Source organism: Aeromonas sp. Y311-2 (genome assembly GCF_027706025.1).
Lineage (GTDB): Bacteria > Pseudomonadota > Gammaproteobacteria > Enterobacterales > Aeromonadaceae > Aeromonas > Aeromonas veronii.
On sequence record NZ_JAPDCL010000003.1, the window covers coordinates 163248 to 189039 of the forward strand.

The 25792-nt window shown below is 61.4% G+C and carries 21 protein-coding genes; 12 read left to right on the top strand and 9 right to left on the bottom strand.

Going from position 1 to position 25792, the window contains the following annotated elements; all coding sequences use genetic code 11:
* Positions 1-177 precede the first annotated feature (177 nt).
* The 5 genes from OKC42_RS04500 (at position 178) to OKC42_RS04520 (ending at position 6872) form a co-directional block, all read left to right on the top strand.
* The gene (locus OKC42_RS04500) at positions 178-1077 is read left to right on the top strand and encodes a LysR family transcriptional regulator ArgP (protein ID WP_270819129.1); all 900 of its coding nucleotides are present in this window, start codon (positions 178-180) and stop codon (positions 1075-1077) included.
* A 99-nt stretch (positions 1078-1176) separates the two neighbouring features.
* Positions 1177-3213 (top strand): exoribonuclease II, encoded by a 2037-nt coding sequence (locus OKC42_RS04505; RefSeq protein ID WP_270819130.1) that lies wholly within the window; start codon positions 1177-1179, stop codon positions 3211-3213.
* 254 nt (positions 3214-3467) lie between these two features.
* A complete protein-coding gene (locus tag OKC42_RS04510) occupies positions 3468-5108 on the top strand; it encodes a sensor domain-containing diguanylate cyclase (protein ID WP_270819131.1) in 1641 nt (546 codons plus the stop codon).
* Positions 5109-5112: 4 nt separating this feature from the next.
* Positions 5113-6216: an EAL and HDOD domain-containing protein gene (locus OKC42_RS04515; protein WP_270819132.1), complete on the top strand. Its 1104-nt coding sequence runs from the start codon at positions 5113-5115 to the stop codon at positions 6214-6216.
* Positions 6217-6281: 65 nt separating this feature from the next.
* Positions 6282-6872: an HAD family hydrolase gene (locus OKC42_RS04520; RefSeq protein ID WP_270819133.1), complete on the top strand. Its 591-nt coding sequence runs from the start codon at positions 6282-6284 to the stop codon at positions 6870-6872.
* Between the two features lie 131 nt (positions 6873-7003).
* Here OKC42_RS04520 and hfq read toward each other — a convergent pair whose 3' ends face one another.
* Complete coding sequence (gene hfq, locus OKC42_RS04525) at positions 7004-7363, bottom strand: RNA chaperone Hfq (RefSeq protein ID WP_005335772.1); 360 nt, start codon at positions 7361-7363, stop codon at positions 7004-7006.
* 176 nt (positions 7364-7539) lie between these two features.
* Here hfq and OKC42_RS04530 point away from each other — a divergent pair, with 176 nt between their 5' ends.
* The 3 genes from OKC42_RS04530 to OKC42_RS04540 are packed head-to-tail and all read left to right on the top strand — an operon-like array spanning position 7540 to position 11019.
* The gene (locus OKC42_RS04530) at positions 7540-8811 is read left to right on the top strand and encodes a paraquat-inducible protein A (RefSeq protein ID WP_013723466.1); all 1272 of its coding nucleotides are present in this window, start codon (positions 7540-7542) and stop codon (positions 8809-8811) included.
* Positions 8804-10453, top strand: coding sequence for an intermembrane transport protein PqiB (pqiB, locus tag OKC42_RS04535; protein ID WP_270819134.1), 1650 nt, complete (start codon positions 8804-8806; stop codon positions 10451-10453). Before OKC42_RS04530 ends, pqiB begins: the two co-directional genes overlap by 8 nt.
* On the top strand, positions 10450-11019 hold the full coding sequence (locus tag OKC42_RS04540) for a PqiC family protein (protein ID WP_270819135.1): 570 nt from the start codon (positions 10450-10452) through the stop codon (positions 11017-11019). Before pqiB ends, OKC42_RS04540 begins: the two co-directional genes overlap by 4 nt.
* A 129-nt stretch (positions 11020-11148) precedes the next feature.
* On the opposite strand, the gene araC is transcribed toward OKC42_RS04540, so the two are convergent.
* The 4 genes from araC to OKC42_RS04560 form a co-directional block, all read right to left on the bottom strand.
* The gene (gene araC / locus OKC42_RS04545; protein ID WP_042081551.1) at positions 11149-12060 is read right to left on the bottom strand and encodes an arabinose operon transcriptional regulator AraC; all 912 of its coding nucleotides are present in this window, start codon (positions 12058-12060) and stop codon (positions 11149-11151) included.
* A gap of 144 nt (positions 12061-12204) precedes the next feature.
* A complete protein-coding gene (araH, locus tag OKC42_RS04550; protein WP_029303215.1) occupies positions 12205-13206 on the bottom strand; it encodes an L-arabinose ABC transporter permease AraH in 1002 nt (333 codons plus the stop codon).
* A gap of 48 nt (positions 13207-13254) precedes the next feature.
* Entirely contained in the window at positions 13255-14754 is a 1500-nt protein-coding gene (araG, locus tag OKC42_RS04555; protein WP_042081552.1) for an L-arabinose ABC transporter ATP-binding protein AraG, read from the bottom strand.
* A gap of 72 nt (positions 14755-14826) precedes the next feature.
* Positions 14827-15810 (bottom strand): arabinose ABC transporter substrate-binding protein, encoded by a 984-nt coding sequence (locus OKC42_RS04560; RefSeq protein WP_270819136.1) that lies wholly within the window; start codon positions 15808-15810, stop codon positions 14827-14829.
* Positions 15811-16171: 361 nt separating this feature from the next.
* Here OKC42_RS04560 and OKC42_RS04565 point away from each other — a divergent pair, with 361 nt between their 5' ends.
* The 3 genes from OKC42_RS04565 to araA are packed head-to-tail and all read left to right on the top strand — an operon-like array spanning position 16172 to position 20073.
* Positions 16172-17863 (top strand): ribulokinase, encoded by a 1692-nt coding sequence (locus tag OKC42_RS04565; RefSeq protein ID WP_270819137.1) that lies wholly within the window; start codon positions 16172-16174, stop codon positions 17861-17863.
* Positions 17860-18558, top strand: coding sequence for an L-ribulose-5-phosphate 4-epimerase (locus OKC42_RS04570; protein ID WP_270819138.1), 699 nt, complete (start codon positions 17860-17862; stop codon positions 18556-18558). Before OKC42_RS04565 ends, OKC42_RS04570 begins: the two co-directional genes overlap by 4 nt.
* Before the next feature lie 15 nt (positions 18559-18573).
* Entirely contained in the window at positions 18574-20073 is a 1500-nt protein-coding gene (araA, locus tag OKC42_RS04575) for an L-arabinose isomerase (protein ID WP_270819139.1), read from the top strand.
* Positions 20074-20176: 103 nt separating this feature from the next.
* On the opposite strand, the gene rlmD is transcribed toward araA, so the two are convergent.
* Entirely contained in the window at positions 20177-21529 is a 1353-nt protein-coding gene (gene rlmD, locus OKC42_RS04580) for a 23S rRNA (uracil(1939)-C(5))-methyltransferase RlmD (protein ID WP_270819140.1), read from the bottom strand.
* A 273-nt stretch (positions 21530-21802) separates the two neighbouring features.
* Between rlmD and OKC42_RS04585 the strand changes: the two genes are divergently transcribed.
* Positions 21803-23527: a proline--tRNA ligase gene (locus OKC42_RS04585; protein ID WP_270819141.1), complete on the top strand. Its 1725-nt coding sequence runs from the start codon at positions 21803-21805 to the stop codon at positions 23525-23527.
* A gap of 92 nt (positions 23528-23619) precedes the next feature.
* Here OKC42_RS04585 and OKC42_RS04590 read toward each other — a convergent pair whose 3' ends face one another.
* The 3 genes from OKC42_RS04590 to OKC42_RS04600 all read right to left on the bottom strand — a co-directional run bounded on the left by OKC42_RS04590 (position 23620) and on the right by OKC42_RS04600 (position 25704).
* Positions 23620-24300: an SDR family oxidoreductase gene (locus OKC42_RS04590; RefSeq protein ID WP_270819142.1), complete on the bottom strand. Its 681-nt coding sequence runs from the start codon at positions 24298-24300 to the stop codon at positions 23620-23622.
* A gap of 226 nt (positions 24301-24526) precedes the next feature.
* A complete protein-coding gene (locus tag OKC42_RS04595) occupies positions 24527-25159 on the bottom strand; it encodes a TIGR04219 family outer membrane beta-barrel protein (RefSeq protein ID WP_005335781.1) in 633 nt (210 codons plus the stop codon).
* Between the two features lie 95 nt (positions 25160-25254).
* Positions 25255-25704: a copper chaperone PCu(A)C gene (locus OKC42_RS04600; RefSeq protein ID WP_270819143.1), complete on the bottom strand. Its 450-nt coding sequence runs from the start codon at positions 25702-25704 to the stop codon at positions 25255-25257.
* Positions 25705-25792 lie beyond the last annotated feature (88 nt).

Here is a 25792-nt window from a genome sequence, read left to right on the forward strand (position 1 = left end):
GATAAAGATGTCGCTACGATCTGCGCAGGGCTACCCCATGCGGCACCAGAGAGTATCCTCCCTCAATGGCCTGACCACTACTGTCAAAAATCACAGCGCAACGCCCCTTCCACCGCCCATTGTTGTCCCCTGCCGAGTGACGTAGAGTCAGCCCTTGGGCAACGGAAGGGGGAGAAGATGAAAGAGCTGGACTACAAACTGCTGCGGGCGCTGGATGCGGTACTGCAGGAGCAGAACTTCGATCGGGCGGCCAAGTCGCTCCATATCACCCAGTCGGCCATCTCCCAGCGGATCAAGCAGCTGGAGCAACAGTTTGCCGAGCCGCTACTCATTCGCAGCCAACCGCTGCAGGCCACGCCACTCGGCCAAAAACTGCTGGCCCACTATCGGCAGGTACACCAGCTCGAGCTCGAACTGGCGGGGGAGCTGGCTTCCGATGAGCCGCAAGGGCCAATCCGGATCAGCATCGCCGTCAACGCCGACAGCCTGGCCACCTGGTTTTTGCCCGCCATTGCCCCCTTGTTGAAACAGCACCCCATCGAACTCAACCTGCTGGTCGATGACGAGAGCCGCACCCTCGACAAGGTCCGCGAGGGTCAGGCCTTTGGTGCGGTCAGCCTGCATCCCCAACCGCTGGCGGGTTGCTGCGTCGACGAGCTCGGTGAGATGAACTATCTGCTTACCGCCAGCCCCGCCTTCGTAGCCTGCCACTTCCCTCATGGCCTGACCCGTGAGGCGCTGGCCAAGGCACCTGCGGTAGCGTTCGATCAGCGTGATGACATGCATGTGAGCTTTATGAGAGAACACTTCGGGCTGGAGCCTGGCGGTTATCCCTGCCATACGGTCCACTCGTCAGAGGCCTTCGTCGCCATGGCCGAACAGGGGTTGGCCTACTGCCTGATCCCCGAATTGCAGATAAGAGGCCAGCTGGCTGGCGGGTCACTACTCAACCTCAGTCCCGACCACGTCCTGACGGAACGCCTCTACTGGCACCGCTGGGTACTGGAAAAAGGGGTTCACAAGCAGCTCTCCCAACGCCTTATCGACCATGCCAGATCGCAGTTGAAACCACGCTGAGCAGGCCATTCACCTTGGCTTTGCAGGGCTAAAAACGTATAGTGCTGGGCGATCCTTCATCAGGTCTCCACCCAGGTTTTCACTTCAGGTTCCTCACTTATGTTCCAAGACAATCCGCTGCTGGCCCAGCTCAAGCAACAAATCCGCGAAAACATCCCGAAGAAAGAGGGTGTGATCCGCGCCTCGGACCGGGGCTTCGGCTTTCTGGAAGTCGATGAGAAGACCAGCTATTTCGTGCCGCCTCCCTACATGAAGAAGGTGATGCACGGTGACCGGGTGACCGCCCTGATCCGCACCGAAAAAGAGAAGGAAGTGGCCGAGCCGGATACCCTGCTGGAGCAGTCCGTCACCCGCTTCGTGGCCCGGGTCAAGATGTTCCGCGACCGCCTCAACGTGGTTGCCGACCATCCGCTGATCAAGGATGCCATCAAGGCCCGCGTCAAGAAGGGTCTGGATGAGAAAGAGTTCAAGGAAGGTGACTGGGTGGTGGCGACCCTCAAGCGCCATGCGCTGGTCGACGGCAACTTCTCTGCCGAGATCATCCAGAAGATCGCCGCCCAGGAAGATCACAATGTGCCCTGGTGGGTGGTGCTTGCGCGCCACAATCTGGCCCAGGTCGAGCCGGCTGACTTGCCGGAGTGGAAGGTGATCGAAGAGGAAGAGCTGCCCCGTCGTGACCTGACCAAGGTGCCCTTCTTCACCATCGACGGTGCCAAAACCAAGGATATGGACGATGCGCTGGCCATCACCAAGCTGGACAACGGCTGGGAGCTGCTGGTCGCCATCGCTGACCCGACCGCCTATGTGGCCGAAGGGAGCGAGCTGGACAAAGAGGCCGCCCAGCGCGCCTTTACCGTCTACATGCCGGGCCGCAACGTGCCGATGATCCCGCGCACCCTCTCCGACGAGCTCTGCTCCCTGAAAGAGGGTGAGGAGCGCAACACTCTGTGTGCCCGTCTGCTCATCGCCGAAGACGGTCTGCTGCTGGAGGAGACCGAGTTCTTCGCAGCCCGCATCTGCTCCCACGCCCGCCTCAACTATGACGACGTCTCCGACTGGGCCGAGCATGGCAAAGAGCTGTCCATCGACGCAGGCGTACTGGCCCAGCTGCCGCTGATGAAGACAATGACCGAGGCGCGCATCGCGTGGCGCACCGAGCATGCCCTGGTGTTCCCGGATCGTCCCGACTACGACTTCGAGCTGGGCGAGAATGGCGAAGTGCTGGCTATCCACGTCGAGCCGCGCCGCATCGCCAACCGCATGGTGGAAGAGTCGATGATCGCCGCCAACATCTGCGCCGGTCGCGTACTGGGCAAGAGCGTCGGTTACGGCATCTTCAACGTTCACACCGGCTTTGACGAAGAGTCCCTCGACGGCGCCATCGACCTGCTGAAGAGTGCCGAAGCCCCGTTCGAGCGCGACGAGATCGCCAGCCTCTCCGGCTTCTGTGCCCTGCGCCGCTGGATCGACAACCTCGACACCCGCTGGCTGGATGGCAAGATCCGCCGCTTCCAAAGCTATGCGCTGATGTCCTCCGAACCGGGCGCCCACTATGGTCTGGGTCTGGATGCCTACGCCACCTGGACCTCCCCGATCCGTAAATACGGCGATATGGTCAACCATCGTCTGCTGAAAGCCGTTATCGCCGGCAAGACCCCGGGTGAGCGCCCGAGTCAGGAGCTCACAGAGCATCTGACCGCCTGCCGCCGCCTGCACCGCATGGTGGAGCGTGACATCGGCGACTGGCTCTATGTTCGCTACCTGAAAGCCGCGGCTGGCACCGATCAGGTATTCAACGCCGAGATCATCGACGTGATGCGTGCCGGTCTCAAGCTGCGTCTGCAGGAGAACGGCGCTGTGGTCTTCCTGCCTGCCCGCCATATTCTCGACAACAAGGATCGACTGGAGTGCAACTGGGACAACGGTCGCGTCTATCTGGACAAGACCGAAGTGGTTTATGAGCTCGGCCAGATCATCGAGGTCAAACTGACCGAAGCGGTGGAAGAGACCCGCTCCCTTATCGCCAAACCGGCGGTGGATCTGGTGCCGGGCCCGGCACCGGAAGCCCCGGCGGCCGAGAGTGCGCCAGCCGATAGCAGTGAAACGACCGCTGAGACTGCCCCCAAGGCAGAATAAGCCACGTAGAATCATCTGATCTGCCCGAGAGCCCGCCATCGTGCGGGCTCTTTTTTGCCCGGCATCCCGCCCTACAAGCTGCCATATATACTGTTATGGCACACAGTTCTATCCACGATTGGCAGAGAACGCAGTGAATGTCTCCACCAGCAGGGCTGAAAGCAACCGTTATGTGCGCTGCCTCTCCTTTCTGACATATTAATCAAGGAGAAATATGTCTATACTCGCTTGGGTACAATCCAAGGGATATTGGTATGCAGGAATGGGACCCGGAACACTTCACCAACTTCGCTCAGTTATGCGAAGTGAGCCTCGCCACCATCCGTGAAAAGACCGATGCCGAACGCCTCTACCTCTGGCTGAAAGCCCCCGAACCGCAACTCTACAGCTTTCAGCTCGATCACGGGCTGACCACGCTTGATCTCGCCCATCTCGGTCAACTGACCCTGCCCCACCACCTGATCGACAAGGCGATGGAGAAGGGACAACTGGTAATCGAACAACTCCAGCCACCGCCTGACCCCGGCGAAAATGTGGAGCCCGCCCAGCCGCAGTTACGCGCCTGTTTCCCTCTCAAGCGTCACATGAAACTGGAAGGGGTCATCTATCTGGAGACCCGCCGCCGCATCGATCGCCTCTCCTCCCACCAGCGTCAGGGCATCCAGCTCCTTATCCACTATCTGACAGCCGAGCTCAGCAATCACCTGCTCTCCAGCCAGGTCAATCAGGAGCGGGACCAGCGGCTCCATACCCAGACCGACCTGGTACAGAGTCAGGCACTGCAGGGCTCCTTCCTCACCATGTTGCAGGCGCTGCACATGGTCAGCGTCACCCTCTCCCGCAGTCGCAGCGAGAACGATCTGCTGCGGGATGCCGTGCTGCTGGCCCGCAAGGAGCTGCAGTTCGATCGGGTCGCCATCTTCCTGATCGAACCCGATGGCAAGACCATGCGCGGCACCTGGGGCACCAGCGAGGAGGGCGAGCTTATGGATGAACACAACTTCATCAGCCCCATTCCGGATCACCCGACAGTGCAAGAGGCGCTCAGGCGCAAGGATTACGTGCTGGTGATGGAAGATACCCCCCTCTACTACGAGAAGCAGCAGGTGGGCCGTGGCTGGAACGCCATGGTATCGCTATGGGATGGCACCACCCCCATCGGCTGGATCGCCGCCGACAACCTGCTCTGGCACCGGCCGCTCAAGGCCTATCAGAGCGAGATCTTCAAACAGTACGCCGCCATTCTGTCACAACTGCTGATCCGCCAGCGTACTCAGGAGCAGCTGGAAACCCTCAACCGCCAGCTGGAGGCCCGGGTCACCGAGCGCACCATGCAGCTGGCCGAGACCAACCGTGCGCTGGAGGAGGCCAATCACCGCCTCTCCCTGCTGTCGCTGGAAGATCCCCTCACCGGCATCGCCAACCGGCGCCAGTGGGACATCACCATGCAGCGGGAGTGGGAGTGGGCACGACGCACCCAGAACCTGCTGGCGGTATTGATGATCGACGTCGACGAGTTCAAGGCCTACAACGACCACTTCGGCCATGCCAAGGGGGATCTCTGCCTGCAACAGGTGGCCCATGTGCTGCGGGATGCAGAGCGGCGCTGTACCAATCTGGTCGCCCGTTACGGCGGGGAGGAGTTCGTCATTCTGCTCTGCGCCCCCCAACCCGGTGAGGCCGAACAGCTGGCCGGACGGATCCACGATGGTCTTGCCCGCTTGAAAATGCCCCATCCCGCCTCGCGGGTTGCTGATTTCATTACGGTTAGCATAGGCTTTAGCTATCTGGTTCCCTCCCAGGACGGAGCATGGCAGACCCTGACCGAACAGGCTGACCAGGCGCTCTACCACGCCAAGTCACAAGGGAGGGCCCGCACTCTGGCCTATCGGTGATCCCATGCTGTTGCGTCGCTACCCCATCTTCAATCGTCGCCTGGCTCTGGTGGCCTACGGCATCGACTATCAGCTCAGCTCACCGGCCGAATGGCCTTCACTGGCGCAACATTGCCGACTGCTGGCACAGGGGCGTCAATATCTGGTGCCCTTCACCCACGAACAGCTCGATGAACAGCGTCCCATGCTGCTGGATCAGGACTCGATCCCGCTGGTTGAAGCCTCCAGTGAACGCCAGCCCAACTCGTTCCCGGTGCTGGAGCAGTGGCGTGACAGCCGGCGCAGACTGGCGGTACATGGCGCCAACCGGGATCCGCGCTGGCTCGGCGCCAGCCGCTTGCTGGTGTACTGGATGGGGGAAGAGGGGATCTGCCAGCCCACCGAGCACAAGCGGATGGCGCTTAACATCGAAACCTGGGCGGATTTTCTCCCGCTGCGGGAGGCGGGGGTCGACTTCTTTGCCGGCGGCTTTCTCGCCCGTCCCGAGCTGGTTAATCAGCGGGCCAACCAGCCCGATATGGCGCTGGTACAGCAGGTCCTCCAGCTCATCTGCCACGAGGAGTTCTCCTTCGCCCAGGTAGCCCGCCTGCTGGAGCAGGATGCCTGGCTGCCCGGCCTGCTGCTCACCTACGTCAACGCCCCCGGCTTCGATCATGCCGCCCCCATCACCTCGGTACCCCGCGCCCTCTCCTATCTGGGGGAGCAGGAGATCCGCAAGTTCGTGTTGATCAACGGTCTGGCCCAGGTAAGCCAGCACATGCCGGAGGCCTGCACCCGCATGGCTATCGCCCGCGGCCGCTTCTGCGAGTTGATTGCCCTCACCGCCCTCGGTAAAGCAGAGGCCAGCTGGGCCTTTCTGGTAGGACTGGTTCTCGATGGCTCCCTGCTGTCGGAGCCGCTGATGGCCCACCTGCCCAAGAGCGTGCAGCGCGCCATCGAACTGCACGAAGGGCCACTCTTTCATCTGTTTCAGCTGGTCAGCACCTATGAACAGGGCAACTGGGCCCTGCTGGAACAGCTTGCCCCCAAATATCAACTCGATCCGGCCCAGCTCACCCCCGTCTATTTTCAGTCACAAATGTGGGGGCAAGCGTTTCTCACCAGCTAGGTGATGGCGAGGCAGAGAACCACTGGCTAGAATGGGCTCCCTTTTTTCAGAGACTGACCCGCACCATGACCCTTTCCGGATTCCAAGGCCTGGTCTTTGACCTTGATGGCACCCTAGTCGACTCCATGCCGCTGCACCTCGCCGCCTGGGAACATACCGCCCGCGAGTTTGGCTTTCACTTCGACGTCGACTGGTTCTATGAGCTGGGTGGCATGCCGAGCCGCAAGATAGCCCTGCTGGTCGCACAGGAGCAGCAGATCCCCCTCGATCCGCTCGAAGTCACCCGCTGCAAGACCGCCCACTATGTGGCCAACCTGCACAAGGCGACCGTGTTTCCGGCCATGCAGGCGCTGGTCGAGCGCTATCATGGCGTCATCCCGATGGGGATCGGCACCGGCTCGCCTCGCGTCAACGCCGAGGCAGTGCTGCGCAACACCGGGCTGGATCGCTACTTCTCCGTGGTGGTCACCGCAGACGATGTGGAGTTGCACAAGCCCAATCCGGACACCTTCCTGCTGGTCGCCAGCAAGCTGGGGGTCGAGCCATCAGGCTGTCTGGTATTTGAAGATACCGGTATCGGGGTACAGGCCGGAGAAGCGGCGGGTATGCAGACCTGCATGGTCAAAGAAGGCAAACCGGTCGGCATAACGGCGTAGTGCGGAAAAAATATCGCCCTGCAAGGGGCGATAACCGGAACCGGCTCTCATACGGGACATGAATGAAAATGAGAGCAGGTTCCGTCAGCCGCTGACGCAGGGCGCATCAACGGGGAGTGCGGGGCAGACGATTACTCGTTGTTACCGCCGCCCTGATTATCGTCATAACGACCCGGCGCACCGTGGGGGCGCGGCGCCATGGAGACACGCGGCTTGCGAGCACGCTGGATGTTCACCTGCGGACGGCCGGTGTGCATGGCGATGGTGGAGATCTTGGCCTTGTAGACCAGCTGCTGGTTACCATGAGCATCGGTCAGCAGCACGCTGTACTGGTCGAACCCGCTGATGGTGCCTTCCAGCTTGATGCCGCTCACCAGAAAAATAGCGACCTGACTGCGGTTCTTGCGCAACCAGTTGAGGGCAGAATCTTGCCCGTTCCCGAGGGAGAAGGCTTGCTCAATCGTGGAGTAGCTGGGGGATTCAGTTGTCATAAATTATTGTCCCGCGGAAAAAAAGTGGCGTTTGATTGTGCTAAATGGGCACTGGCTTGTCAAAGTCATTCTCACTCCCGCCAGCAATAGCGGCCTCCGGGGGCTGGTCGCTGACCAGCACAACTGCGATAATCGCCAGCTCTGGCTCTACCACGGGCCTTATCTGGGGTTTTATCTTGCATCCGGTTTCACACCAACACCACACCACCTATGTCCATGATGCCACTGCCTGCGAAGAGTGTGACCTGCTGATACCGGCCACACCGCTCGAGGTGGGACAGGCCAGCTGCTGCCCCCGTTGCGGACACACCCTGAGTCGCCACCTGCCACAGCAGGAGTTGCGGCCGATCTCCTACGGGTTCGCGGCACTTATCATGTTCGTGCTCGCCAATGCCTTTACCTTTATGTCCTTCTCGGCCAAAGGGGTGGGCCAGGAGATGACCTTTTTGCAGAGCATCACCACCCTGGTGGATGAGGGCTATCTGTTTCTCGGCGCGGTACTGAGCCTGACCCTGATCGGCCTGCCACTGGTTTATATGGGATCCATCATGCTGGTGCTGTGGCGGGTCGATAAAGATCTGCACAGCAATGCCCTGCGCTCCCTCGGCCGTCTGCTCTGCCGGATCAAACCCTGGCTGATGGTGGATGTCTTTCTGGTGGGGGTGCTCATCTCGCTGGTCAAGCTGATGGGGATGGCCGACATCAAGATGGGGCTGTCATTCTGGGCTTTCGTCGGTTACACCGTGCTGCTCATCAAGATGATCTCCTCACTGGATCAGATGTGGCTGTGGCAGCGGCTGTTCGGCCCAACCGAGTCACGGGATATCGACCCGGAAGCGGGCGCGCTGGAGTCCGGTCTGGTGGGCTGTCATATCTGTGGCGCCCTGAGCGAGGTTGGTAGCCACAGCTGCTCCCGCTGCGGCGGCAAGCTGCATGCGCGCAAGCCGGGCGGCCTGAACCGCACCTGGGCGCTGCTGTTTACCTCCGCCATTCTCTACATTCCGGCCAACGTCTATCCCATCATGGATACGGTGTTTCTCGGTGATGACAGCCCCTCCACCATCCTCGGCGGTGTGGTGCTGCTCTGGGCCATGGGCTCCTACCCCATAGCGGCGGTGATCTTTTTCGCCAGCGTGGTGGTGCCGCTGGTGAAAATACTGGCGCTATTCTGGCTTTGCTATATGGTGCAGCGCGGCAATGTCACCTCTCCCCTCGGCAAGCTCAAACTCTATCGCATGACCGAATTTGTCGGACGCTGGTCGATGATCGACGTCTTCGTGGTGGCCATTCTGGCGGGCCTGATCCGGCTCGACAATCTGATGACCATCTACCCCGGCCCTGCGGCCGTCGCATTTGCAGGTGTGGTGCTGATCACCATGGTCGCCGCCATGAGTTTCGACTCCCGCCTGATCTGGGATTTACAACAAGGAGAACGCGAACGTGAGTGAGCGTAAACAAAGGTGGAAACCGGGCTCTGACTTTCTGAGCTCTGCCGCCGCAATCTGGATGGTGCCCCTGCTGGCACTGTTCATCGGTCTCTGGATGCTGTTCCAGCACTGGTACTCCCAGGGCCCCAGCTTCACCCTGACAGTCGCCACTGCCGAGGGCATAGTCGCTGGCAAGACGGTGATCCGCTCCCGCGAAGTGGACGTCGGCCGCATCGAGGCCGTCGAGCTGAGTGATGACTACAGCCATGCCGTACTGAAAGGACGGCTGACCAATGCCGCCTCCGGCATGCTGCGCGGTGACAGCCAGTTCTGGGTGGTCAAGCCCAGAGTGGGCCGTGAAGGGGTATCGGGTCTGAGCACCCTGCTCTCCGGCGCCTATATCGAGCTCGCCCCCGGCAAGAAAGGTCGGGCGCGGGACGAATACGCCATGCTCGACAAACCGCCGCTCGCCTCCCTCGATGCCAAGGGTCTGCGTCTCACCCTCAGTAGTCGCGACACTCGCGCGCTGGGAGAAGGCTCCCCCATCAACTATCAGGGCTTCACCATAGGTCAGGTGGAAGAGGCGAAGTTCCTGCCAGAAAAGAGCGAGATGCAGTATCAAATCTTCATCCACGCCCCCTATGACATTCTGGTGAGCAGCAACTCCCGCTTCTGGATGACCCCGGGCTTCGAGGTATCCATGAGCAGCGAGGGGATGAAGGTGAAGATGGATTCGCTGGAGAGCCTGATCGATGGCGGCATCACCATGGGTCTGCCACCCGGCTGGGCGCCTGGCGAGCCGGTCAAACAGATGGAAGGGTTCACCCTGTTCCAGGATGAGGCGAGCGTGCTGGCCGGTAGTCTGGATCAGTTCATCGACTACGTCTTCCTGTTCGATGACAACGTGGGTGGCCTGCACCCGGGCGCGGCGGTGCAGTATCGCGGCATTCGGGTCGGTACCGTCATCTCCGCCCCCTACCTCATCGAGGACAAGGGCGTGCAGATCTTCAAGAGCCGCCAGATCCCGGTGCTGGCCCGCATCGAGGTGCAGCGTCTCTCCCACCGCTATGCCAAGGCGGAGAAGGATCAGTGGCGTGCCCTGTTCGGCAAGCAGTTCAAGGAGGGGTTGCGTGCCAGCCTCAAGACCTCGAGCCTGCTGACCGGCGGCAAGATCATCGATCTCAACTTCTATCCGGACGCGCCACGTTTCGAGCAGGCCAAGCTGGCCGGTTATCAGGTCTTCCCCACCGTGCAGGGCGGGCTGGATCAGATCGAGCGCAAGGTGAACCTCATCCTCGACAAGTTTGTCGACATGGACATGGCGACCACCCTGACCAAGGTCAACGGGTCACTCACCACCCTGGATGGCACCCTGAAGAACATCAGTGCAGTCAGCGCCAACCTGAACAAGCTTACCGCCAAGGATTCCACCCAGCAGCTGCCGGCCTCGCTCAACGAGAGCCTCAAGCAGTTACAGGAGACCTTGCAGGCCTATGATGCCCAGTCGCAGACCAATCAGGATCTGCGTCAGTCGGTGCAGACCCTCAATCAGTTGATGCGCGAACTGCAGCCGCTGGTGCACTCCCTCAACGAGCAGCCCAGCTCGCTGATCTTCGATCGCGCGCATCCATCGGACCCTGAGCCCAAGCGAGGCAAACAATGAAAAAAGAGATCCTGACGCTGGCCCTGCTGGGCCTGCTGGCGGGTTGCAGCAGCCAGCCAAGCCTGCACTACTACTCGCTCGATGCCGACAGCCAGCAACCCGTGACGGCCCCGGCCCAACCGAAGCACCAGCTGGTGCTGCGCCCGGTGGCGCTGGCCAGCCAGCTCGACCGGATCAGTCTGGTCTATCAGCTGGAAGGGCAAGAGCTGCACTTCACCGAGTACCATCGCTGGGCCGGTGCGCTGGACGATCAGCTCAACCAGCTCACCCTCAATGGCCTCTCCACCCGCCTGCCGGGCTGGGTGGTACGGCAGGATGGCGCCCGCAAGGGGCCGGTGCTGACCATTCTGGTGGAGCGCTTTCAGGGCCGTCATGACGGCAGCGCCGTGTTGAGTGGTCGATGGCGCCTGCTGGCGGAGGATGGCACCGTGCTGCGCGATGCCCCCTTCCGTCAGGAGCGGGTACTGCCGGCCGATGGCTACAACGCGCTGGTGAACGAGCTGGGTCAGGGCTGGCAACAGCTGCTCGACCAGATCGCCGCCGAGGTGCGCCAGAGCGCCCGCTAACCGGCAATCCCCCCGATTGCAGAGATAAAAAAACGACGCCAGCTGGCGTCGTTTCACATTGCAGCCACCCCGTGAAAGAGAGTGTTGAGTCTATTTTTTGAATCTTCGCAAGCTAGCTGAAATATGATGTCATAGTGGAGTAGCACATTTCCGATATTCCGAGGGACTGACCCCCACCCGTTTTTTGAACACCCGCGAGAAGTAGAGCTGATCGTCATAGCCCACTTGCTGGCCTATGGTGGCCACCGACAGCGGCGTGGTCTGCAGCAGCAGCTTGGCCCGCATGATCCGCTGATCCTCGCGCCAGCGCACTATGCTCACCCCCACCTGCTCGCGAAACAGGTGGGCCAGCCGTGACGGGGACAAAAACACCTGCTCGGCCAGCGCCTCCACCGAGATCTCGGCGCAGAGCGACTCGCTCAGGATCTGGCACGCCTGGTGCACCCGGTGATCTATGGTGGGGTAGGCACTTAGGGAGGAGGCTTCATAGCAGCGAATAAGCAGCCGCTCTAGCAGGTTCATGGCCAGCTGTTCCGACATGGGGCGCAGCTGCTGATGGGTCTCTTCGATGTCGAGGAACAGGGCGTCGAACTCGGCGAGCAAGGCGGCGTCCGCTAGTTGCAGGCGCCCCACCCGCTCAGTGACCTGCGGCCACTTGAGCCAATCAGCCCAGTAGGCCCGCGGCCGGAAATAGACCCAGCGGTGATACCACTCCCGCGCATCCGGCGCCCGGCCGTAATAATGCACCGCCGCCGGCGGAAACAACAGCAGGTCGCCGGGCTCCACGGTGAAGGCCTGCTCCCCCTGAAAGATCAGCCCCTTGCCCCTGATGGTCAGATTGACGATGAAGCCCTTCATCCCCAGGGGCCGGTCGATGATGAAGTCGAGCGCACTCCCCTGCTCGATGGGGGTCATGCCCGAGACCAGGAAGACGTCGAAGGCATAGCCCGGCAGCAGGGGGTTGAGTTGTTTCGGCTTCTCTTTTTGCATCGAGGACATGGCGGAAAACAGCGCTTGGGTAAAAAAATCGGCTTGGGCCATTGTAAAGACTCACCTTGGAAACGCGCTATCTGACGCTCGGCGCCGTGTGAAATTGGTGAACTGGCTCACAACGGGATGTGTCGTAAGCCATGGGGTAACCCTCTGCAGGCCCGCAGCACGCGGGCCTGCACCGGTTGGACAGGATCAGATGCGCGCCTTGCGGACCTGTTTGTAGCGGTCGAACAGCACGGCGGCGAGCAGGATGAGGCCACGCACCACGTACTGAGCAAACGGGGAGATGTTGAGCAGGTTCATGGCGTTCTCCATCAGCCCCAGGATCAGCACCCCGGCGATGATGTAGGAGATCTTGCCGATCCCCCCCTTCATGGAAACCCCTCCCAGCACGCAGGCGGAGATCACCACCAGCTCGAAGCCAATGGAGGTCATCGGCTGACCCGAGGTCATGCGCGAGGCGAGTATGATGCCGGCGATGGAGGCAATCAGCCCGGTCATGGTGAAGATGATGATCTTGGTGCGCACCACGTTGACCCCGGCCAGACGCGCCGCCTCCTCATTACCCCCCATGGCCAGGGTGTTGCGGCCGAAGGTGGTCTTGTTGAGCAGCAGGCCAAACAGCACGAAGCAGACGGCGGTCAGCCAGACCGGGGTCGGGATGCCGAGCAGGGCGGAGTTGCCGAGCTCGAAGAAACGCTCCTCGACGATGCCGACCGCCTTGCCGTCGGAGATGATGTAGCCCACCCCGCGCGCCATCTGCATGGTGGCGAGGGTGGTGATGAGGGCGTTGATCTTGAATTTGGCCACCACGATGCCGTTGATGAGGCCAAACAGCACCCCCACCGACATGCCGGCCAGGATGCCCACCGTGATGCTCTCGGTGGCGTTGATGCCCACCGCGCAGGCGACGCCGGAGCAGGCAACCACTGAGCCCACCGACATGTCGAACTCGCCGGAGGCGAGGCAGAACAGCATGCCGCAGGCCACCATGCCCGACATAGAGACGGCGAGCCCGAGCCCGCGCATGTTGATCAGGCTGGCGAAGTTGGGTACCAGCACGCAGGCCAGCAGGAACAGGATGGCGAAGATCACCAGCATGCCGTATTGATCCCAGACGCGGGCCAGTTGCAGGCGGGAGCCGCTGGCAGTCGCGGCGCTGGCGGCCTGGCCGACTGAGGTAGTAGTTGTCATGGTATTTCTCCTGATAATTCCGGGTGCTATCTCGTTGCGGTCAGCAGATCAACGGGCCGGCATGGCCAGATTGAGCGCCTTGACCTCGTTGGCCTCATCGTGGGAAAGCTCGCCGGCGATCTCCCCCTCCCGCATGACCATGATCCGGTCCGCGATGCCCAGCACTTCCGGCAGCTCGCTCGATACCACCACCACGGCGATGCCCACCTTGGCCAGATCGTAAATCACGTTGTAAATCTCGTTCTTTGCCCCGACGTCGATGCCGCGGGTCGGCTCGTCGAGCAAGATGACCTTCATGTCCTCGGAGAGCCAGCGCCCCAGAATGGCCTTCTGCTGGTTGCCACCAGAGAGGTTCATGATGGCCTGCTGGGGAGACGGGGTCTTGACCCGCATGTCGCGGATCCGCAGCCTCGCGTTCTCGTCCTCCCACTGCTGGTTGATCCAGAAGCCCCCCCACGCGTGGTGACGGCGGGCACTGATGTTGATGTTCTCCTGCACTGAGTGAATGGGGATGATGCCGAGCGCCTTGCGATCTTCGGTACAGAGCATGATGCCGCTGCGAATGGCGTCGATGGGGCTGCCGATGACCACCGGCTTGCCGAACACCGCTATCTCGCCGCAGTGCATCTTGTTGGCGCCGAAGATGAGCTTCATCAGCTCGCTGCGCCCGGCTCCCACCAGCCCGAAGATGCCGAGGATCTCCCCACGTTTGACCTCGAACGATACCGGTGCCTTGAGCCCTGGTCCCATCAGGTTATCTACCTTGAGGCCCGCCTCGCCGAGCGGCCTTGGGCTGTAGCCATAGATGTCGGTCAGCTCACGCCCCACCATGGTCTTGACCAGCAGATCCCGGTCCACCTCGGCCATGGAGGCGAAGGTGCGCACGAACTGGCCATCCTTGAATACCGTGATGGCATCGCACAGGGCGAAGATCTCGTCCATCCGGTGGGAGACGTAGAGAATGACCTTGCCCTCGTCACGCAGTTGTCGGATGACCCGAAACAGCTGCTCGATCTCGCGGGACGACAGGCTGCTGGTCGGCTCGTCGAAGGCGATGACGCTGGCATCCCGGGTCAAGGCCTTGGCGATCTCCACCATCTGCCACTGCCCCAGCGACAGGTACTTGAGCGGCGTCTCGGGGGAGACATCCATGCCGAGGCGCGCCAGCTGCTTAGCCGCATCCTGATAGAGCTTCTCCCGATCGATGACCCCGCGCCGGGTCGGCAGTTGACCGAGGTAGATGTTCTCGGCCACCGTCATCTCGGGCACCAGGTGCAACTCCTGATAGATGATGGCGATCCCGCTCTCCAGTGCATCGACCGTGCTCTGAAAGACCCGCTCCTGGCCGGCCAGCTTCACCACCCCGGTGGTGGGCGACTGGAAACCGCTCAGGATCTTGAGCAGGGTGGACTTGCCTGCGCCGTTTTCCCCCATCAGCGCGTGCACCGTGCCATGCTGGCAGGAGAAGGAGACGTTCTTCAGCGCCTTGACGCCGGGAAACTCCTTGCTGATGCCACAAAACTCTAGATAAGGAACTGACTGATTCATGTTTCACTCCAGCCGACCGGCATGGCGTGCTTCGCCATGCCGGTCTCGGTGTCAGGGTTTAAATGGCGTCAATCACAGACCTTTCTTCTGCAGCTCGACCTTGAAGTTGTCGCGGGTGATGAGCACCACGTCGGTCACCTCGGTGAACTTGGCCGGTTCGGCGCCGTTGACTACCCAGTCATGGAGCATCTGGATGCTCTTGTAACCGTGCACGTCCGGGCTGGGCAACAGGGAGCCCAAGAAGCCGGTGGCGCTGGACTTGGAGAGCTCGTTCACCGCATCCACCCCGTTGATGCCTATGCCGATGACATTCTCGGCCTTGAAGCCCTGCCCTTCGGTGGCGCGCACGCCGCCCAGCACTGTGTTGTCATTCATGCCGACGATGAGCCAGTTCTTCACCTCGGGGTGCTGCACCAGCATGGAGTTGGCGGCATCCAGCGCCCCCGGAATATCGTTGGCCTTGGTGGGTGAGCGGTAGATCTGGCCTTCGGGGAAACCGGCGGCCTTGAGCGCGCTCAGGGAACCTTCGACCCGGCGACGGGCAGTGTCGAGCTCGTCGGCGGTGATGGCGAGCACCCCGGTCGCCTTCACGTCCCACTGGCGTTTTTGCATCTCCTTGTAGAGCTCCTGGCCCTGGCGTTCACCAATCTTGGTGGCGGCCATCATCACCAGCGGCACCTGCTCCATGGGCAGGCCCTTGGCGTTGACGAACTGATCGTCCACCGTGATGACCTTCAGATCCATGCTGTTGGCCTTGGCCATGATGGCAGCCCCGAGCTTGGGATCAGGGGTGCAGATGACGAAGCCCTTGGCGCCGTTGGCCGCCAGGCTGTCGATGGCATTGAGGGTCTTCTCGCCATCGGGGACGGCGATCTTGATCACCTCGAAACCGAGATCCTTGCCCGCCTTGTCGGCGAAGTTCCATTCGGTCTGGAACCAGGGCTCCTCCGGTTGCTTGACCAGATAGCCCAGCTTCAGTGCCTCGGCCGAGAAAGCAGAATTTGCCATACCAAGGGCAAACCCCATTGCGATCATGCTGCTAACGATTTTGTTCATGCGAGTGTCTCCAGGTGTTCTATCAATCCATGTATCCACGCAGTGCTGCTCCTTGAGTCAATCAAGTCGCAGCCATATAAAAACATGCTTAAACAGGATGTTATTGTTGTTGTTAGTTGAGCGAACCAAGTTGTAATCGTTTTCAAATGGAAAAATGGAGAGCAGGATCACGCCATGAAATTGCAGCCGTTTTGTCTATGTTTTCAGCAAAATAATCACATAGCGGATCTTCGATGGCCGTCACCCTCTTGCCGGCATAGCGTTTAAATCCATATTTCCAGCAGCCAATGGCTAACCGCCCGTCCAGTCCATCTCCTATGGTTCCTCACCAGTCACCCCTCATTGATGGTCAGGAGCACTTATGTCTGAGCACCCCAGGTCCGAGCAGATCACCATCGGACTCGATTTCGGCAGCGATTCGGTCAGGGCACTCGCAGTGCGCTGCCACGACGGCGCCGAGCTGGCAACCCAGGTCGTCTATTACCCGCGCTGGCAGGCCGGTCGTTACTGTCAGCCGGTCACCAACCAGTTTCGCCACCACCCCCTCGACTATCTGGAATCCATGGAACAGGCGGTGGTGGCGGTGGTGAACCAGCTCACCCCGAGTCAGCGCGCCGCCGTGCGTGGCATCGGGGTGGACAGCACAGGCTCGACGCCAGCCCCCATCGACGAGGAGGGCCGTGTGCTGGCCCTGCGTCCGGAGTTTGCCGACAACCCCAACGCCATGTTCGTGCTGTGGAAGGATCACACCGCCATCGAGGAGGCGGAGGCCATCACCGCCCTGTGCCACGGCGGCCAGTTCCCCGACTACAGCCGCTACATCGGCGGGGTCTACTCCTCCGAGTGGTTCTGGGCCAAGATCCTGCACGTCTCCCGCAGTGACGCGGCGGTGCGCGCCGCCGCCTGCAACTGGATCGAGCTGTGCGACTGGGTTCCCGCCATCCTGAGCGGTACTCAGGCCCCGGCCGACATCCGGCGCGGACGCTGCTCCGCCGGCCACAAGTCCCTCTGGCACCCGAGCTGGGGCGGCCTGCCCCCCGCCGAGTTTCTCAACGCACTGGATCCGCTGTTGACCGAGGATCTCGACTACCCGCTCTTTACCGACAGCTGGACCGCCGAGCTGCCGGTCGGCACCCTGACCCCCGAGTGGGCGGAGCGGCTGCACCTTTCCTGCGAAGTGGTGATCGCCGGCGGCGCCTTTGACTGCCACATGGGGGCGGTGGGGGCCGGGGCCGGCAACAATGCGCTGGTCAAGGTGATAGGCACCTCCACCTGCGACATCCTGATCGCCGACGAGGCCACCATAGGTGATCGCGCCATTGCCGGGATCTGCGGCCAGGTGGACGGCAGCGTGGTGCCGGGCATGGTGGGGCTGGAGGCGGGACAATCGGCGTTCGGCGACATCTACGCCTGGTATCAGCGCCAGCTCGGCTGGCCGCTGGAGAGCCTCGCCGCCCAGTACCCCGAGCTGCGCACCGCCATCGAGGCCCACAAGCGGGAACTGTTGCCAAGCCTCGCCGCCGCCTGGGAGCAGCAGCGCGATCTGGCCCACCTGCCGGTGGTGCTCGACTGGTTCAACGGCCGCCGCACCCCTTACGCCAACCAGCGCCTGCAGGGCACCCTCACGGGGATCAACCTCGGCACCGATGCCCCCGATCTCTTTGGCGCCCTGGTGGCCTCCACCGCCTTCGGGGCCCGCAGCATCATGGAGTGCATGACCAGTCAGCAGGTGCCGGTGGAGCAGGTGATTGCCCTTGGCGGTATCGCCCGCAAGTCGACCACAGTGATGCAGACCTGCGCCGACGTGATGAACAGGCCCATCCAGGTGGTGGCCTCGGATCAGTGCTGCGCCCTGGGGGCGGCCATCTTTGCCGCCGTGGCGGCCGGGATCCACGCCGATGTGGCCAAGGCCCAGCGCCACATGGCGAGCGCCGTGGAGCGCACCCACCAGCCTAACCCTGAGCGGGTCGCCGAATACGAGCGTCTCTACCAGCGCTACCTCGCCTGGGGCGCCGCCGCCGAGCCGCTCTACAACCGGGGGATACCGGCATGAACCTCAAGATGCTCAAGGAGCAGGTGCTCGTCGCCAACCTGGATCTGCCGCGCCACGAGCTGGTGACCTTCACCTGGGGCAACGTGAGCGGCATCGACCGAGAGCGCAATCTGGTGGTGATAAAGCCAAGTGGCGTCAGTTATGAGCGGATGCTGCTGGAGGACATGGTGGTGCTGGATCTGGCGGGTAAGCAGGTGGAAGGTGCCTTGCGCCCCTCCTCCGATACCGCCACCCATCTGGTGCTCTATCGCGCCTATCCGGAGCTTGGCGGCGTGGTGCACACCCACTCCACCCACGCCACCGCCTGGGCCCAGGCGGGGCGCCCTATTCCCATTTTCGGCACCACCCAGGCCGACTACTTCCACGGCGAGATCCCCTGCACCCGCCTGCTCACCCCGGGGGAAGTCGAGGAGGATTACGAGGGGCTGACCGGTCATCTCATCGTCGAGACCCTCAAACAGACCCCCATCCTCACCATGCCGGGGGTGCTGGTGGCCAACCACGGCCCCTTCAGCTGGGGCAAGAGCGCCGAGGACGCGGTACACAACGCCGTGGTTCTGGAAGAGGTGGCGCGCATGGCCTGGCTCACCGGCCAGATCAACCCCGCGGCCCGCCCCCTGCCCGATTACCTGCTGGAGAAGCACTACCAGCGCAAACATGGCAAACACGCCTATTACGGCCAGACAAAAGCATAAACAGAGGACACCAAGATGGAATTCATGAAACAGCTGGAAGTGTGGTTCCTGGTCGGCAGCCAGCACCTGTATGGCGCCGCCACCCTGAAGCAGGTGGCCGATCACGCACACACCATCACCAGCCAGCTCAACGAGCGCGCCGGTCTGCCGGTCAAGATAGTGCTCAAGCCCACCGGCACCACCCTCGACAAGATAAGCGCGGTGGCCCGGGATGCCAATCACGACCAGCGCTGCATCGGGCTCATGGTGTGGATGCACACCTTCTCCCCCGCCAAGATGTGGATCCCGGCGCTGAGTCAGTTGCAAAAACCCCTGTTGCAGTTCCACACCCAGTTCAACCGGGATCTGCCGTGGAGCGAGATCGACATGGACTTCATGAACCTGAACCAGACCGCCCACGGCGGCCGTGAGTTCGGTTTCATGGGGGCCCGGCTGCGGCTGCCGCGCACCGTGGTGGTCGGTCACTGGCAAGATGAAGAGGCCCACCGCAAGCTGGGCAACTGGATGCGGGTTGCCGCCGCCATTCACGACAGCCGCCACCTGAAGATCGCCCGCTTCGGCGACAACATGCGCAATGTGGCGGTCACCGAGGGCGACAAAATTGAGGCCCAGATCCAGTTCGGCTATCAGGTGAACTACCACCCGGTCGGCGATCTGGTGAAGGTGATCGACGCCGTGCCCGCAAGCGACATCGAGGCGCTGCTGGCCGAATACGAAGAGAGCTACACCCTGACCGAGGCGGTGCAGGCGGGCGGGCCCCTTCACGCCTCCCTCTATGAGGCGGCGCGCCAGGAGCTGGGGATGAAGAAGTTCCTCACCGACGGCGGTTTTGGCGCCTTCACCACTACCTTTGAAGACCTTCACGGCCTGCACCAACTGCCGGGGCTCGCCTGTCAGCGCCTGATGCAGCAAGGCTTCGGCTTTGGCGCGGAAGGGGACTGGAAGACCGCGGCCCTGCTGCGCACCCTCAAGGTGATGGGGGCCGGTCTTGCGGGCGGCACCTCCTTCATGGAGGACTACACCTACCACCTGGAGGCGGGCAACAACTTGGTACTGGGTGCCCATATGCTGGAAGTCTGCCCCTCCATCGCCGCAGGCAAACCCGTGCTGGATGCCCAGCATCTGGGGATTGGCAAGAAGGCCGATCCGGCCCGCCTGCTGTTCGCGGCCCCCGCCGGCAAGGCGGTCAACGCCAGCCTGATTGATCTGGGCAATCGCTTTCGGCTGGTGGTCAATCTGCTGGAAGTGGTGGACCTGCCAGAGGCCATGCCAAAACTGCCGGTGGCCAGCGCCCTGTGGCAGCCCATGCCGGACCTGCAAACCAGCGCCGAGGCCTGGATCCTGGCCGGGGCCGCCCACCACTCGGTGTTCACCCAGTCGGTGGATATCGAACAGCTGCGCACCTTCGCCGACCTCATGGGCATCGAGTTTGTGGTCATCGACGAGCACACCCGGATCCCCGAGCTCAAGCAGACCCTGCAGTGGAATGAGGTGTACTACAAAGTGTGCAACTAATTAACCAGTGGATGACTCACAATTTGTCACAGTGGATTTCTGCCCACATAAAAAAACGACGCCAGCTGGCGTCGTTTTTTTATGGGCAAGAGTCGGGGGAGACTTATGCCTTGGCAGGCAGGCTCAGGCGGGCAACCGCTTCCACATGCATGGAGTGCGGGAACATATCGACCGGTTGCACCTCGTCCAGCACGAAGCCCTGCTTGACCAGCCAGGCAAGGTCGCGGGCCAGGGTCTGCGGGTTGCAGGAGACATAGACCAGACGACGAGGCGCCATGGCGACCAGGGTCTGCAGCACCGCCTTGTCACAGCCTTTGCGGGGCGGATCCATTACCACCACGTCAGCGGTCACGCCCTGGGCGTGCAGCTCGGGCATCAGCTGCTCGGCCTTGCCGACGTGGAATTCGGTGTGCTCGATGCCGTTGAGGGCAGCGTTGCGGCGAGCATCGCTGATGGCGCTCTCCACCGACTCGATCCCGACGACCTTGGCGGCCTTGCCAGCCAGGAAAAGGGAGATGGTACCGATACCGCAATAGATGTCGAACACCGTCTCGTTACCGGTCAGCTCGGCATACTCGAGGGCGCTGGAGTAGAGCACATCAGTCTGGGTCGGGTTGTTCTGGAAGAAGGAGAGCGGCGAGATCTCGAACTCGAGTTCGTGGATCTTGTCGCGGATCACCCCTTCGCCGAGCAGCACCCGGTTGGTGGCACCCAGAATGCGGTTGGTACGCTCATCGTTGATGTTCTGTACCAGGGTAGTAACCGGCAGATCGCTCAGGGCTGCCAACAGTTCGGCTTCGAACGGCAGCGCCTCACCCAGGGTCACCAGCACCACCATCAGTTCGCCGCTCTTGAAGCCCTTGCGGGTCATCAGGTTACGCACGCAGCCGCTGTGGTTCACTTCGTCATAGGCGGCGATGTCATGCGCGCGCATCCAGTTGCGCACCCGGGCGTTGAGCTCCACGTGCAGCGGATCCTGCACCGCACAGTCATCGGCGGGGATGAGATCGTGGGAGTGCTTGCGATAAAAACCGATCTCGGCACCGGCGTCACAGCCACGCACCGCATATTGCGCCTTGTTGCGATAGGCGAACGGGCTTTCCATGCCAAGGATATCCTTGACCGGGGTGTCACCCAGCCCGGCCTGTTCCAGTGCGCTCTGCACCAAGGCCTGCTTGAGCTTGAGCTGGGCCGGATAGGCCAGCGGACGTACCTGACAGCCACCGCACTCGGTGTTGGGGCAGAAATCGGCAACCCGATCGGCAGAGGGCTGGAGCAGCTCGGCAACCTTGCCGTGCAGATAGTTCGGCTTGACCTCGGTCAGCTCCACCAGCGCCTGCTCACCGGGCAGCAGACCTTCGACAAACAGGGGGCGATCGAACAGGCGTCCTTTGCCATCTCCTTTGTCGGTCAGTTCCAGGATCTCGATCTGGTGTTGATGTCCCACTAACGGCATGAGCGGCTCCAAAAGTACTAAAAATGGGGGGTGATGAACGCGGCAGAGCCATGCCCATCGAGAAAAGGTGGCAGAGTTTAGCGGAGATCCGGCCAAATTGCAGGCATAAAAAGCCTGCTTGTTGCAATGGTCATTACCCTGACCATCTGCCGGGCGTGGCCACCTTTCGGGTTGCGGCAAATTTAGCCCTTGGGCCGCAACGCCCAGCCTGTTAAAATTCCGCCCTTGAAATTATCCTGGGCCCCGCGCCCGTTCTAGCTAAGGTCTACCGCGATGCGTACCAGCCAATATCTGCTTTCCACTCTCAAGGAAACCCCCTCCGACGCTGAAGTTGTCAGCCACCAGCTGATGCTGCGCGCCGGGATGATCCGTAAACTGGCCTCCGGCATGTATGCCTGGTTGCCAACCGGTCTGCGGGTACTGAAGAAAATCGAGAACATTGTTCGCGAAGAGATGAACAATGCTGGTGCCGTCGAAGTCTCCATGCCGGTGGTACAACCCGCCGAGCTGTGGCAGGAGTCCGGCCGCTGGGACGACTACGGTCCCGAGCTGTGTCGTCTGACCGACCGTCACAACCGTCCCTTCGTGCTGGGCCCGACCCACGAAGAGGTGATCACTGCGCTGGTGCGTTACGAAGTGAACAGCTACAAACAGCTGCCGCTCAACCTCTACCAGATCCAGACCAAGTTCCGCGACGAAGTGCGCCCCCGTTTCGGCGTCATGCGCGGCCGCGAATTCCTGATGAAGGATGCCTACTCCTTCCACATCGACAAAGAGTCTCTGGTCGATACCTACGAGAAGATGCACGCCGCCTACTGCAAGGCGTTCACCCGCATGGGTCTGAACTTCCGTCCGGTGCAGGCCGATACCGGCTCCATCGGGGGTACCGGTTCCCACGAATTCCAGGTGCTGGCCGAGAGCGGTGAAGACTTGATCGCCTTCTCCGACAGCTCCGATTACGCCGCCAACATCGAGATGGCCGAAGCACTGGCACCGGCTGGTGAGCGCCCTGCCGCCACCGCAGCCCTGACCAAGGTTGCCACCCCGAACGTCCACACCATCGACGAAGTGGCCGCTTTCCTGAACGTGGCACCGACCGCCATCGCCAAAACCCTGCTGGTACTGGCAGAGGAAGATGAGCACGGCAAGCAGGCCGTTATCGCGCTGGTACTGCGTGGCGACCACGAGCTGAACGAAATCAAGGCCGAGAAGCTCTCTGGCGTGGCTAACCCGCTGACCTTCGCCAACGACGAGCAGATCAAAGCTGCCGCCGGTTGCGATGCAGGCTCCATCGGCCCGGTCGGCTTTGCCGGTCGCATCATCGTCGATCGCAGCGCTGCCCATCTGGCGGACTTCGTCTGCGGCGCCAACGAGACCGGATTCCACCTGACCGGTGCCAACTGGGATCGCGACATCGCTTCTTACGAAGTTGCCGACCTGCGCAACGTGGTGGAAGGCGACCCGAGCCCGTGCGGCCAGGGCAAGCTGCTGCTCAAGCGCGGTATCGAAGTGGGCCACATCTTCCAGCTGGGTACCAAGTACTCCGAAACGATGAAGGCGAGCGTGCTGAACGAAGCTGGCAAATCCGTCACCATGGAGATGGGTTGCTACGGTATCGGGGTTTCCCGTCTGGTGGCTGCCGCCATCGAGCAGAACAACGACCAGTACGGTATCATCTGGCCGGATGCCATCGCCCCGTTCGAAGTGGCCATTGTGCCGATGAACATGCACAAATCCGAGCGTGTGGCCGAGCAGGCACAACAGTTCTACGCCGAGCTGAAAGCCGCTGGTGTGGACGTGCTGTTCGACGACCGTAAAGAGCGCCCGGGCGTGATGTTCGCCGACATGGAGCTGCTGGGCATCCCGCACGCCATCGTCATCGGCGATCGCGGTCTGGACAACGGCGTGGTGGAGTACAAGTGCCGCCGCACCGGCGAGAAGCAGGAAGTGGCCATCAGCGACATCATCGCCATGCTCAAGGCCAAGCTGGGCCGTTAATCCCGCCCTCTTCCCGATATAAAAAAGCGCGCCATTTGGCGCGCTTTTTGTTTCTGTGTGCTGACGACGGCAACCGGATGGCTGGCTTCGCCTCAGGGATTGCGACCGATAAAGAGGTCGGTCACGTGGCAGCTGCTTCTGGCTTCCAGTGCGTCGAGCATATAGGCCGCCGCATCTTCCGGGGTCATGAAACCGCTCGGGTCCACGTGATCCGAGTTGTCCCAGAATTCGCTGCGGATCCCGCTCGGGTAGAGGTTCACCAGCCGCAGCTGCGAGCCTTTCAGCTCGGCGCGCAAGGATTCGAGAAAGCCGCGCATCCCCCATTTGGAGGCGCAGTAGAGGCTCTCGTTGGCCTTGCCCACCTGAGCGGCGGAGGAGAGCACATTGGCCAGTACTCCGCCCTTGTCGCCGATAAGCCGCACCGTCTGCTGGGCCACCAGAATGGTGGAGATGAGATTGCTCTCCACCACCCGGCGGATCTGCTCGGCGGTGTAGACACCGACCGGGCCAAACTTGCCCACCCCGGCGCAGTGGATCACCATGTCGGGCTGCCCGCCCCACTCCACCGCAGCGGCGAAGGCAACGTCGACCTCTTCATGGTGCGCCAGATCGGCGGCGATGCCGATTACCGCGCTGCCGAGCAGTTGCTCCTGCTCCTGCAGTCGCTGATAACGGCGCCCCATCATGGAGACCTTATGGCCCCGCTCAACCAGACCTATGGTCAGCGCCCGGCCAAGACCGGAACCGGCACCTGTCACTATGATGTGGCCCATTATCGCTCCTCGTCGTCAGTTGACGGTCAGATTAGAAAGTGAATTCATCGCCCATGAACCATCCATCGACAGAACGCTCTGATAGATGTTGGCGAAGAATTTAACCCCCGTTGTCAGACAACGTCAGATTAGAAAGTGAATTCGCCGCCCATGAACCAGCCGTCGACAGAATGCTCTGATAGATGTTGGCGAAGAATATCACCCCCCGTTGTCAGACAACGTCAGATTAGAAAGTGAATTCGCCGCCCATGAACCAGCCATCGACAGACTGGTCGATATTGGCGAAGTCGACCTTGGCTTCACGCCAGCCGGCACGCAGCTTGATCGGCATGGAGGAGAACTTGTAGGAACCACCCAGACGGTAGTCATAGTTGTCCGCATCGTGAGTACGCAGATCGCCGAAGAAGGCGATGCCGGTGCCCGGGATCTTCACTTCACTGCCGGCATAGGCCATCAGGGTATCTTCGTCATAACCCTTGCGACCGGAGTAGACCTGCTCGCCATCGTAGTGACGACCGGTCATACCCAGATCGATCTTGAACAGATCGTTGTTGAACAGACGGTAGTAGAGGCTCAGATCGTAGGCAGTCAGATCGTTCTTGAAGTTGCCGCCGGAGGTGCTGAAATCGGAGACTTCAAACTTGGCGTTCGGCAGGAAGATGATGCCGTGTTCCAGTTGCAGATAGCCGTTCCAGTTGTAGCTGTCGTCATAGCTGCCATCAGCACTGGTGCCATAAGCCTGACCACTGCCCTTGGCGGCCCATACGTCGGCACCGGCGGCAAAACGCCAGTCGTCAGCGGCCATGGCACTCTGGCTGCACAGCGCCAGCACAAAACCGGCAATCAGCGTCTTTTTCATTACGTCACTTCCTCTTGCATACATGGAAAAGAGCACTATTTTACTCGGTGCAGCCAAAATACCCAGCGTCAATCCTGAACAAACGACGACAAATGTCAGTGCTTCATATGCTTCATCTCTGCCATCGGCTCAATCGGCTTCACCGGCAGTGACAGATCCAGCTTCTGACCATCATCCATGGTGAGGGTGAGCGGGAAAGGGGTCTGCTCAGAGAGCGTGCCCACCTCGAACAGCATGATGTGCAGGCTGCCCGGTTTCAGCACCGCCTCGCCCTTGGCCGGGATCTCGATATTCTCGACCTGACGCATCTTCATCACACCATTTTCGTGCAGATGAGTGTGCAGCTCGGCACGCCCGGCCGCCGCAGAAGCCGCAACCACCAGCCTGACCGGCTGGTCGGCGTCATTCTTCAGCACCATAAAGGCGGCAGTGTTGGGGGAACCCGGCGGCAACAGGCGCACATAACCGTCGACAGCCTCGACCTTGGCCAGTGCAGGCGCCGTCATACCCAAAACCAGCAGAGAATAAAACGCACGTTTAAACATGGTTGAAATCCTTTTATGATGTTGTTAAACGGCGCCAAGGTTACCCCAGCAGCAACCTTTTTTGCACCTTTCAATAACAAGGATTTAG

Coding starts and splice junctions, on each gene's coding strand:
- OKC42_RS04500 (WP_270819129.1), top strand. CDS start 178: ATGAAAGAGCTGGACTACAAACTGCTGCGGGCGCTGGATGCGGTACTG.
- OKC42_RS04505 (WP_270819130.1), top strand. CDS start 1,177: ATGTTCCAAGACAATCCGCTGCTGGCCCAGCTCAAGCAACAAATCCGC.
- OKC42_RS04510 (WP_270819131.1), top strand. CDS start 3,468: ATGCAGGAATGGGACCCGGAACACTTCACCAACTTCGCTCAGTTATGC.
- OKC42_RS04515 (WP_270819132.1), top strand. CDS start 5,113: ATGCTGTTGCGTCGCTACCCCATCTTCAATCGTCGCCTGGCTCTGGTG.
- OKC42_RS04520 (WP_270819133.1), top strand. CDS start 6,282: ATGACCCTTTCCGGATTCCAAGGCCTGGTCTTTGACCTTGATGGCACC.
- hfq (WP_005335772.1), bottom strand. CDS start 7,363: ATGACAACTGAATCCCCCAGCTACTCCACGATTGAGCAAGCCTTCTCC.
- OKC42_RS04540 (WP_270819135.1), top strand. CDS start 10,450: ATGAAAAAAGAGATCCTGACGCTGGCCCTGCTGGGCCTGCTGGCGGGT.
- araC (WP_042081551.1), bottom strand. CDS start 12,060: ATGGCCCAAGCCGATTTTTTTACCCAAGCGCTGTTTTCCGCCATGTCC.
- araH (WP_029303215.1), bottom strand. CDS start 13,206: ATGACAACTACTACCTCAGTCGGCCAGGCCGCCAGCGCCGCGACTGCC.
- araG (WP_042081552.1), bottom strand. CDS start 14,754: ATGAATCAGTCAGTTCCTTATCTAGAGTTTTGTGGCATCAGCAAGGAG.
- OKC42_RS04560 (WP_270819136.1), bottom strand. CDS start 15,810: ATGAACAAAATCGTTAGCAGCATGATCGCAATGGGGTTTGCCCTTGGT.
- OKC42_RS04565 (WP_270819137.1), top strand. CDS start 16,172: ATGTCTGAGCACCCCAGGTCCGAGCAGATCACCATCGGACTCGATTTC.
- OKC42_RS04570 (WP_270819138.1), top strand. CDS start 17,860: ATGAACCTCAAGATGCTCAAGGAGCAGGTGCTCGTCGCCAACCTGGAT.
- araA (WP_270819139.1), top strand. CDS start 18,574: ATGGAATTCATGAAACAGCTGGAAGTGTGGTTCCTGGTCGGCAGCCAG.
- rlmD (WP_270819140.1), bottom strand. CDS start 21,529: ATGCCGTTAGTGGGACATCAACACCAGATCGAGATCCTGGAACTGACC.
- OKC42_RS04585 (WP_270819141.1), top strand. CDS start 21,803: ATGCGTACCAGCCAATATCTGCTTTCCACTCTCAAGGAAACCCCCTCC.
- OKC42_RS04590 (WP_270819142.1), bottom strand. CDS start 24,300: ATGGGCCACATCATAGTGACAGGTGCCGGTTCCGGTCTTGGCCGGGCG.
- OKC42_RS04595 (WP_005335781.1), bottom strand. CDS start 25,159: ATGAAAAAGACGCTGATTGCCGGTTTTGTGCTGGCGCTGTGCAGCCAG.
- OKC42_RS04600 (WP_270819143.1), bottom strand. CDS start 25,704: ATGTTTAAACGTGCGTTTTATTCTCTGCTGGTTTTGGGTATGACGGCG.